The 8,235-nt window shown below is 66.8% G+C and carries 12 protein-coding genes; 8 read left to right on the top strand and 4 right to left on the bottom strand.

Translation table 11 applies throughout. From position 1 onward, the window contains the following. Positions 1 to 209: 209 nt before the first annotated feature. Both G020_RS0111115 and G020_RS0111110 read right to left on the bottom strand, forming a co-directional pair. On the bottom strand, positions 210 to 641 hold the full coding sequence (locus tag G020_RS0111115) for an Hsp20/alpha crystallin family protein (RefSeq protein ID WP_018947152.1): 432 nt from the start codon (positions 639 to 641) through the stop codon (positions 210 to 212). Positions 642 to 709: 68 nt separating this feature from the next. After that, entirely contained in the window at positions 710 to 931 is a 222-nt protein-coding gene (locus G020_RS0111110) for a DUF2835 family protein (RefSeq protein ID WP_024329612.1), read from the bottom strand. 116 nt (positions 932 to 1,047) lie between these two features. Between G020_RS0111110 and rph the strand changes: the two genes are divergently transcribed. The 5 genes from rph to G020_RS0111085 are packed head-to-tail and all read left to right on the top strand — an operon-like array spanning position 1,048 to position 4,056. After that, positions 1,048 to 1,767, top strand: coding sequence for a ribonuclease PH (rph, locus tag G020_RS0111105; protein ID WP_018947150.1), 720 nt, complete (start codon positions 1,048 to 1,050; stop codon positions 1,765 to 1,767). A 5-nt stretch (positions 1,768 to 1,772) separates the two neighbouring features. Beyond that, positions 1,773 to 2,387 (top strand): RdgB/HAM1 family non-canonical purine NTP pyrophosphatase, encoded by a 615-nt coding sequence (gene rdgB / locus G020_RS0111100; protein ID WP_018947149.1) that lies wholly within the window; start codon positions 1,773 to 1,775, stop codon positions 2,385 to 2,387. A gap of 21 nt (positions 2,388 to 2,408) precedes the next feature. Further along, a complete protein-coding gene (hemW, locus tag G020_RS0111095; RefSeq protein ID WP_024329611.1) occupies positions 2,409 to 3,602 on the top strand; it encodes a radical SAM family heme chaperone HemW in 1,194 nt (397 codons plus the stop codon). Then, positions 3,599 to 3,805 carry a CPXCG motif-containing cysteine-rich protein gene (locus tag G020_RS0111090; protein ID WP_018947147.1) on the top strand — a complete coding sequence of 69 codons (207 nt, stop codon included), beginning with the start codon at positions 3,599 to 3,601 and terminating at the stop codon, positions 3,803 to 3,805. The genes hemW and G020_RS0111090 overlap by 4 nt, the downstream gene beginning before the upstream one ends. Next, positions 3,805 to 4,056: a transcriptional antiterminator, Rof gene (locus G020_RS0111085; protein WP_024329610.1), complete on the top strand. Its 252-nt coding sequence runs from the start codon at positions 3,805 to 3,807 to the stop codon at positions 4,054 to 4,056. The genes G020_RS0111090 and G020_RS0111085 overlap by 1 nt, the downstream gene beginning before the upstream one ends. A gap of 15 nt (positions 4,057 to 4,071) precedes the next feature. Here G020_RS0111085 and rho read toward each other — a convergent pair whose 3' ends face one another. Both rho and trxA read right to left on the bottom strand, forming a co-directional pair. After that, positions 4,072 to 5,331 carry a transcription termination factor Rho gene (rho, locus tag G020_RS0111080; RefSeq protein ID WP_018947145.1) on the bottom strand — a complete coding sequence of 420 codons (1,260 nt, stop codon included), beginning with the start codon at positions 5,329 to 5,331 and terminating at the stop codon, positions 4,072 to 4,074. 180 nt (positions 5,332 to 5,511) lie between these two features. Beyond that, positions 5,512 to 5,838: a thioredoxin TrxA gene (gene trxA / locus G020_RS0111075; protein WP_018947144.1), complete on the bottom strand. Its 327-nt coding sequence runs from the start codon at positions 5,836 to 5,838 to the stop codon at positions 5,512 to 5,514. A 117-nt stretch (positions 5,839 to 5,955) separates the two neighbouring features. Here trxA and G020_RS0111070 point away from each other — a divergent pair, with 117 nt between their 5' ends. From G020_RS0111070 to G020_RS0111060, 3 genes are all read left to right on the top strand, one after another. After that, on the top strand, positions 5,956 to 7,227 hold the full coding sequence (locus tag G020_RS0111070; RefSeq protein WP_024329609.1) for a DEAD/DEAH box helicase: 1,272 nt from the start codon (positions 5,956 to 5,958) through the stop codon (positions 7,225 to 7,227). Positions 7,228 to 7,247: 20 nt separating this feature from the next. Continuing rightward, entirely contained in the window at positions 7,248 to 7,499 is a 252-nt protein-coding gene (locus G020_RS0111065; protein WP_024329608.1) for a carbon storage regulator, read from the top strand. Between the two features lie 194 nt (positions 7,500 to 7,693). Further along, positions 7,694 to 8,224, top strand: a complete 531-nt coding sequence (locus tag G020_RS0111060; RefSeq protein WP_024329607.1) for a DsrE family protein — start codon at positions 7,694 to 7,696, stop codon at positions 8,222 to 8,224. The last annotated feature ends 11 nt before the right edge of the window (positions 8,225 to 8,235 follow it).

Here is an 8,235-nt window from a genome sequence, read left to right as displayed (position 1 = left end):
GCGCGCACGGCGTTGCGGCTCCCTTGTGCAGAATGACTGCACGGCGGTCGCCGCGCCTTGTTCGCACGCAAAAGCGACTCGAGCGCGAGCGTGTACATTGATCAGTGTTTCCCTGGGCCTGCTCCAAGCAAAAGGCGCTGCCCGCTTGCGCCGGCAGCGCCCGTTGGGAGGCCGTCCCGGCCAGGGCCGGGAGCGCCGCCGGATGCGGATCAGCTCTCGATCTCGATCCGGCGCGGCTGCACTCTGGCCTGCTTTGGAATGCGAACCTCCAGTACGCCGTTCTGGCTGCGCGCGGAGATGTTCTCCGCATCGGCGGTGTCCGGCAACGAGAAGCGGCGGAAGAAGGTGCCGCGCATGCGCTCCACGCGCTTGTAGCCTTCCTGCTCTTCCTCGTGCTCGTACTTGCGCTCGCCGCGCAGCGTCAGCACGCCGTTCTCCATGTGCAGCTCGATGTCCTTGGGATCCACGCCCGGGACGTCGGCATGCAGCACGTAGGCATCGTCTTCCTCGCGGATGTCCACCGCAGGGCTCCAGTCGGCCGCGCTCACCGAGTCCTCGCCACCGGGCACGTCGGGCAGGCGGCCGAGTTCGCGCGAGAGCTGGTTGAGCAGGCTCCAGGGTTCGTAACGCATCATATTCATGACTATACCCTCCTCGTTCGGGTGTCTTTTTGACTCAATAACCGAAATAGGGGTGTTCAGGCGCGATTTCAAGTCAGGCGACGAAAATCGCGCAGGCGGTAGTCGTTTTCGGTAACCAGTTCGAAAAGCCCGTGGATTCCGTCGCGGGTCATATGCGGGCGCAGCAGCCGCGCGGGGAACTGCACGCTGACCCCGGCCTCGGAAATCGCGAATACGGTGGTGGAGCGCCCGGAATAGTACTGCTCCATCATGTCCGGGGAGATGTCCAGGCGGATGCGGAAACGCTGCATGGCGGGTCAGTCCGATGGGGCGGAGCGCGCGGGGCGGGATCGGCCGGGCGGGGGTGGCCCCGCGACCCCCGGTCTCCCGTATACTGCGCGCCCGACAAATTTAGCAAGGAATCGCCATGCGCCCCAGCGGCCGACAGCCCGACGAGATGCGCCCGGTCAGTTTTACCCGGCACTTCACCCGCCACGCCGAGGGTTCGGTTCTGGTGGAGTTCGGCGACACCCGGGTGCTGTGCAACGCCACCATCGAGCCGCGAGTTCCGCCCTGGCTCAAGGGTAAGGGCAAGGGCTGGGTCACGGCCGAGTACAGCATGCTCCCGCGTTCCACCCACGACCGCATGGCGCGCGAGGCGGCGCGCGGCAAGCTGGGCGGGCGCACCATGGAGATCCAGCGCCTGATCGGTCGCGCCCTGCGTGCCGTGGTCGACATGGAGGCGCTCGGCGAGCGCCAGATCATCATCGACTGCGACGTGATCCAGGCCGACGGCGGGACCCGCACGGCCTCCATCTCCGGCGCCTATGTGGCCCTGCGCGACGCGGTGGCGCACGGGCGCGAGACCGGTCTGCTGAAGAAGGACCCGCTGCACGGCTATCTGGCCGCGGTGTCGGTGGGCATCTTCAACGGCTCGGCGGTGCTGGATCTCGACTACGACGAGGATTCCAGCGCCGAGACCGACATGAACCTGGTGATGAACGAGGCCGGCGGGGTGATCGAGATCCAGGGCACTGCCGAAGGTCACGCCTTCCGGCGCGACGAGCTGGACACCATGCTGGACATCGGCGAGAAGGGCATCGGCACCATCATCGACGCGCAGCGCGCGGTGCTCGGGGAGGGTTGAGCGGCATGGCGGCGCAGCGCGTGGTCCTGGCCACCGGCAATCCGGGCAAGCGGAGCGAGCTGGCGGCGCTGCTGGAGCCGCTGGGCATGGAGGTGGTCACGCAGACCGAACTGGATGTGCCGGAGGCCGAGGAGACCGGCCTGACCTTCGTCGAGAACGCCCTGCTGAAGGCGCGCAATGCGGCCCGGCACACCGGGCTGGCGGCGGTGGCCGACGACTCCGGGCTGGAGGTGGACGCCCTGGGCGGCGAGCCGGGGATCTATTCCTCGCGCTATGCCGGGGAGAGCGGCGACGGCGCCGATGCCGCCAACAACGCGAAGCTGCTGGCGGCGCTGGAGGGTGTGCCGCCGGAGCGCCGTGGCGCGGGTTTCCGGGCCGTGGTGGTGTTCCTGCGCCATGCCGACGACCCGGCCCCGCTGATCGCCGAGGGCGTGTGGCGCGGACGCATCGCCGCCGCGCCGGCGGGTGGCGGCGGGTTCGGTTACGACCCGTTGTTCGAGCTGCCGGAACGCGGTTGCACCTCGGCCGAACTGGAGCCGGCGGAGAAAAACCGCCTGAGCCACCGCGGCCAGGCCCTGCAGAAACTGGCGGAAGCCCTGCGGGAACGTGCCGGCCGCTGAGCCGCGGGCTATGCTCCCGGCATGACCCCGAGCTTCGATACCCCGATCCCGCTGGCGCTGTACGTCCACCTGCCGTGGTGCGTGCGCAAGTGCCCGTACTGCGACTTCAACTCGCACGAGCCGCGAGGCGGCGAACCCCCGTTCGACGCCTACGTGGCCGCGCTGCTGCGCGATCTGGAAGCGCAGCTGCCGGAGGTGTGGGGGCGTCGCATCGAGAGCGTGTTCATCGGCGGTGGCACCCCCAGTCTGTTCCCGCCCGAAGCCATGGCGGAGCTGATGTCGGGACTGCGCGCGCTGCTGCCCTTGCGGCCGGACGTGGAGGTCACCCTGGAGGCGAACCCCGGGACTGCCGACCGGGATTATTTCCGTGGCTACCGCGAGGCCGGGATCAACCGGCTGTCGTTGGGGGTGCAGAGCTTTGACGGCGACATGCTGCAGCGTCTGGGGCGCATCCACGGACCGGAGGAGGCCGCCGAGGCGGTGGCTCATGCGCGGACGGCCGGCTTCGAGCGGATCAATCTGGACTTGATGTTCGGCCTGCCGGGGCAGTCGGTGGCGCAGGGGGTGGCGGATCTGGAGGCGGCGATCGCGCAGCAGCCGGAGCACATCTCCTGGTATCAGCTCACGCTGGAGCCCAATACACTGTTTGCCGCGCGGCCACCGGTGTTGCCGGAAGACGACGCGGTGGGCGAGCTTTTTGCCGCCGGAAGGGCGCTTCTCGCGGAGGCGGACTATACTCGCTACGAAGTGTCCGCATACGCGAGGGCGGATGAGAGGTGCCGGCACAATCTCAACTACTGGACCTTCGGGGATTACCTCGGCATCGGGGCCGGTGCTCACGGGAAGCTCACGCGGGTCCACGACGGCTCCATCATCCGCCGCGTGCGTCCGCGCCAGCCGCAGGCCTATCTCGACGACCCGGCCGGGGGGCGGGATACACCGGTCGTACCCGGCGAGCGGCCGTTCGAGTTCATGCTGAATGCCCTGCGCCTGGTCGAGGGTGCGCCGGAGGAGCTTTTTTGCGAACGTACCGGGCTGCCGCTTGCGGCCCTGCAGCCCGGGCTGGATCGGGTGCGCGGGCGGGGCCTGCTGGAGCCCGCCGGTAGTGGTGTGCTGCGTGCAACTCCGGAGGGGTTGCAGTTCTTGAATGAGGTGCTGGAGGCCTTTCTGGCGGAGTCCGAAGCCGATGGCCAACAGGAGGAGGTGTCGGAATGAGCCGACCGATCGAATTCGTGGCGTTTGCCTGCCCCTGGTGCGGCGAGCCGGGCGAGACTACCATCGACATGGTGAGCAATGAAGGCGAATGGGTGGAAGACTGCGCGGTCTGCTGCTCGCCGATCGTCTTTCGCTGCCGCAAGCCTGCCGAGTGCGGAGGGGATGACGTCCCCGAGGTGGAAGCCGAGCGGGAGGGTGGTTGATGCGCCCGCCCGAATACCGGCCCATCCCCTGCGAGCGGTATTCGGAGCTGGAACTGTGCATCATGCACGGTCGGCCGCTGCGGATTCGCTGGCGGCGGGCGGGTCTGGATTACGTCGCCCGGGTGACGCCGCTGGATCTGCGCACGCGCCGCGGGGCGGAGTACCTGATCCTGCTGGATCCCGGCGGGCGGCGTCAGTGGTGGCGGCTGGACCGCATGCTGGAGTTCGAGCCGCTGGCGGCCAGCGCCTGACGCCGGGGCGCGACGTCAGGAACGCTTCATCTGATCGAAGAACTCGCCGTTGGTCTTGGACGACTGCATACGGCCGAGGAGGAATTCCATCGCCTCGATGTCGTCCATGCCGTGCAGGAACTTCCGCAGGATCCAGAGTTTCTGCAGTTCCTCCGGATCGGTCAGCAGTTCCTCGCGGCGGGTGCCGGAACGGTTGACGTTGATCGCCGGGTAGATGCGCTTTTCGGCGATGCGCCGCTCCAGGTGCACCTCCATGTTGCCGGTACCCTTGAATTCCTCGTAAATCACCTCGTCCATCTTGGAGCCGGTGTCCACCAGGGCCGTGGCGAGGATGGTCAGGCTGCCGCCTTCCTCGACATTGCGCGCGGCCCCGAAGAAACGCTTGGGCCGGTGCAGGGCGTTGGCGTCGACGCCGCCGGTGAGCACCTTGCCGGAGCTGGGGGCAACGGTGTTGTAGGCACGGGCGAGTCGGGTGATCGAGTCCAGGAGGATGACCACGTCGCGGCGGTGCTCGACCAGGCGCTTGGCCTTCTCGATGACCATTTCCGCCACCTGCACGTGGCGCTGGGCAGGTTCGTCAAAGGTGGAGGAGACGACCTCGCCCTGCACCATGCGGTCCATCTCGGTCACTTCCTCGGGCCGTTCGTCGACCAGCAGGACGATGAGATAGCACTCCGGGTAATTGGTCGCGATGCTCTGGGCGATGTTCTGCAGGATCAGGGTCTTGCCGGCCTTGGGCGGCGAGACGATCAGGCCGCGCTGGCCCTTGCCGAACGGCGCGACGATGTCGATGACGCGGGCGGTGATGTCCTCGGTGGAGCCGTTGCCCCGCTCCATGCGCATGCGATGGTTGGCATGCAGCGGCGTGAGGTTCTCGAACAGGACCTTGTGTCTGGCATTTTCCGGCGGCTCGAAGTTGATCTCCGAGACCTTCAGCAGCGCGAAGTAGCGTTCGTTGTCCTTCGGCGGGCGGATCTTGCCGGCCACCGTGTCGCCGGTGCGCAGGCCGAAGCGGCGGATCTGGCTGGGGGAGACGTAGACGTCGTCGGGGCCGGCCTGATAGGAGGCGTCCGGGCTGCGCAAAAAGCCGAAGCCGTCGGAGAGGATCTCCAGTACGCCGTCGCCGTAAATCGCCTCGCCGCTTTTCGCGTGGGCCTTCAGCAGGGCAAAGATGATGTCCTGCTTGCGGGCACGGGACATGTTCTCGATGCCCTGGTTTTCGGCGAGGCCAACGAGGTCGGCGGCGGTCATCCGCTTCAGTTCGGTCAGATTCATGCGTGGGGCGCTGTGCTCAACGTGGATGAACGGCGGCCGGGGATAGCCGCAGGATTGCAATGATGACGGGGCAGGGGACGACTCCGGGAGAGACCCGGTATCGACGAAACGCTTGAATGTTAAGCGGGGCGGGCGGCTGTTGCAAGCCCGCCCCGTTACGGCGCTCGACCGTGCAGCCGATCAGGCGTGCTGATCGAGAAAGGCGGTCAGCTGCGATTTGGACAGCGCGCCCACCTTGGTGGCCTCGACGTCCCCGTTCTTGAATAACATCAGCGTCGGGATGCCGCGGATTCCGAACTTGGGCGGCGTCGACGGGTTTTCGTCGATGTTCAGTTTGGCAACCTTGACCTTGCCGGCGTATTCTTCGGCGATTTCGTCCAGAATCGGCGCGATCATCTTGCAGGGACCGCACCATTCCGCCCAGTAGTCCACCAGGACCGGCTGGTCGGACTTCAGGACGTCCTCGTCGAAACTGGCGTCCGATGTATAAATGATCTTGTCGCTCACTCCGCGTCCTCATGACGTTGGGTTGGCACCGGCCTTCTTCAGGGCCGCGTACGCCGTACTATCGACGAAGATGACGGCAAAGTTCAAGTAAAACAGCGAAGCCCGCCCGGGAGCCCCATGACTGACGCCGCGCAAGACCCCTCAGTACCCGCATTCGACCGTTTCGATCTGCCCGAGACGGTACGCGCGGGCTTGCGCAAGGCCGGGTTCGATACCTGTACTCCCATTCAGGCGCAGGCGCTGCCGATCGCGCTGGAGGGCCGCGACGTGGCAGGGCAGGCACAGACCGGAACCGGCAAGACCGCGGCCTTCCTGATCGCCACCTTCAACCGCCTGCTGCGCCAGGCGCCTGCGGAGCACCGCCGGCCCACCGACGTGCGCGCCCTGATCCTGGCTCCGACGCGCGAGCTGGCGGTACAGATCCACCGCGACGCGGAGCTGCTGGGGGGCGAGACCGGCCTGAGGCTGGCTCTGGCCTACGGTGGCACGGACTACGATCGCCAGCGGGAAGCGCTGGCCGCCGGCGCCGACGTGCTGATCGGCACCCCGGGACGCATCATCGACTACTTCAAGCAGAAGGTCTTCGGCCTGAAGCACACCGAGGTGGTGGTGCTGGACGAGGCCGACCGCATGTTCGACCTGGGCTTCATCAAGGACGTGCGTTTTCTGATGCGCCGCTGCGCCCCGCCGCAGGAACGGCTGTCCATGCTGTTCTCCGCCACCCTGTCGTGGCGGGTGATGGAGCTGGCCTACGAGCACATGGACAACCCGGAGAAGGTGCAGATCGAAGCGGAGACCCTGACCGCCGACCGGGTGCGTCAGACCATCTACTATCCGGCCAACGACGAGAAGATCCCGCTGCTGCTGGCGCTGGCGCGGGATCTGGCGCCGGAACGGGCGATCGTGTTCTCCAATACCAAACACGGAGCGGAGAAGGTGGCCGACTGGCTCAATGCCAACGGCCACGCCGCCGCGCTGCTCTCGGGCGACGTGCCGCAGAAGAAGCGCTCGAAGCTGCTGGAGGGCTTCGCCGCGGGTGAATACACCTTCCTGGTGGCGACCGACGTGGCCGCCCGCGGTCTGCACATCCCCGAGGTGACGCACGTGTTCAACTTCGACCTGCCGCAGTCGGGCGAGGACTACGTGCACCGCATCGGGCGTACCGCGCGCGCCGGCGCCGAGGGCGACGCGATCAGCTTCGGCTGCGAGGACTCGGCGTTCTACCTGCCGGACATCGAGTCCTACCTGGGCGAACGCATCCCCACCGAGAACATTGACCGCGCCTCCCTGCCGCAGGACCCGAACCGCCCGAAACCTCGCGAGCGCAAGCCGCGCGGCGGGCCCGGCGGACGTGGCGGTCCGCGTGGCGGCAACGGCCGCGGCCGCTGAAACCGAACCGGAGCACTGCGATGGAGACCCTGGATCTTCGGGTGGGGGATTCCTTCCGCCTGGGCGACGACATCGAGGTGGTCGTGGTACAGGCCGGGTGCGACGGGCAGACACGCCTGGTCGCGAATGCCCCGGGCCACCGCGTGCAGTGGGTCGACAACGAGCTGCTGATCGATCGCCACATCCGCGTGCGCTTCGACCCCGAGCATCCCGGTCGGGTGCTGGTCGAGGCGGCCGCGCCCGTGACCGTGGTCCGCGGCGACGCCCGCTGAGCGCCCCTTCCCCTGCCGTTTCCCGGCCCCTCTCCCGGAATCGTTTCCCGAAGTCGCTCTCGCGTTCGCCCGTTCGTTGCGGGAAAGGATTACATCGCGCGCGGATATCGTCATGGTCTATGTATCAAGCAGGAAAGGCACGGGCCCTTTCGCGTGGAATGACGGTAAATGCGCGCCAGCGCTGGAGGATGAAAATGACGAATTCGCGAACCGGGGAAATACGTCCGCTGCGTCGCTGCTCGGTGGGGTTGCTGTTTTCCGTGCTGCTGCTGGCGCTGCCGGCCTCGCAGGCTCAGGCCTTTGGCGAGGAGCGCAATATCGCCTGGCACGTGGGCTTCGATGACCCGTCCCAGTTCAGTTCCATGCTGGGCAGCATCAACAGCATGGTGGAGGCCTACGAGAATCGTCTGATTGACTATGACATCCGGCTGGTGTTCCGGGCGCAGGGCATCCGGTTTGTCACCGACGACGATCTGGAAGGCTCGCCGTTCGAGGTGGACCCCGATGGCGAGTTCGCCGAACAACGCGACGAACTGCGTTCGCGTCTGATGCAGCTTGTGAACATGCACGACGTGAGCCTGGAGCTTTGTGACAGCACTCGCGCCGCCGTGGGGCTGGACATGGATGCGTTCTACCAGCCGATCGAGCGGGTGGATTCAGGCATCGTTCAGCTGGGAGACCTGCATCATGACGGGTATGCGGTGATGCATGCCTATCGCAACTGAGGAGAGAGCTA

The sequence above is a fragment of the Thioalkalivibrio sp. ALR17-21 genome, from assembly GCF_000420185.1.
In the GTDB taxonomy this organism is placed as follows: domain Bacteria; phylum Pseudomonadota; class Gammaproteobacteria; order Ectothiorhodospirales; family Ectothiorhodospiraceae; genus Thioalkalivibrio; species Thioalkalivibrio halophilus.
This window is presented reverse-complemented; position numbering and strand designations above follow the sequence as displayed.

What these genes read in the sequence shown, in the direction of transcription:
- G020_RS0111115 (WP_018947152.1), bottom strand. Translation starts at nt 641, where the DNA reads ATGAATATGATGCGTTACGAACCCTGGAGCCTGCTCAACCAGCTCTCG.
- G020_RS0111110 (WP_024329612.1), bottom strand. Translation starts at nt 931, where the DNA reads ATGCAGCGTTTCCGCATCCGCCTGGACATCTCCCCGGACATGATGGAG.
- rph (WP_018947150.1), top strand. Translation starts at nt 1,048, where the DNA reads ATGCGCCCCAGCGGCCGACAGCCCGACGAGATGCGCCCGGTCAGTTTT.
- rdgB (WP_018947149.1), top strand. Translation starts at nt 1,773, where the DNA reads ATGGCGGCGCAGCGCGTGGTCCTGGCCACCGGCAATCCGGGCAAGCGG.
- hemW (WP_024329611.1), top strand. Translation starts at nt 2,409, where the DNA reads ATGACCCCGAGCTTCGATACCCCGATCCCGCTGGCGCTGTACGTCCAC.
- G020_RS0111090 (WP_018947147.1), top strand. Translation starts at nt 3,599, where the DNA reads ATGAGCCGACCGATCGAATTCGTGGCGTTTGCCTGCCCCTGGTGCGGC.
- G020_RS0111085 (WP_024329610.1), top strand. Translation starts at nt 3,805, where the DNA reads ATGCGCCCGCCCGAATACCGGCCCATCCCCTGCGAGCGGTATTCGGAG.
- rho (WP_018947145.1), bottom strand. Translation starts at nt 5,331, where the DNA reads ATGAATCTGACCGAACTGAAGCGGATGACCGCCGCCGACCTCGTTGGC.
- G020_RS0111070 (WP_024329609.1), top strand. Translation starts at nt 5,956, where the DNA reads ATGACTGACGCCGCGCAAGACCCCTCAGTACCCGCATTCGACCGTTTC.
- G020_RS0111065 (WP_024329608.1), top strand. Translation starts at nt 7,248, where the DNA reads ATGGAGACCCTGGATCTTCGGGTGGGGGATTCCTTCCGCCTGGGCGAC.
- G020_RS0111060 (WP_024329607.1), top strand. Translation starts at nt 7,694, where the DNA reads ATGACGAATTCGCGAACCGGGGAAATACGTCCGCTGCGTCGCTGCTCG.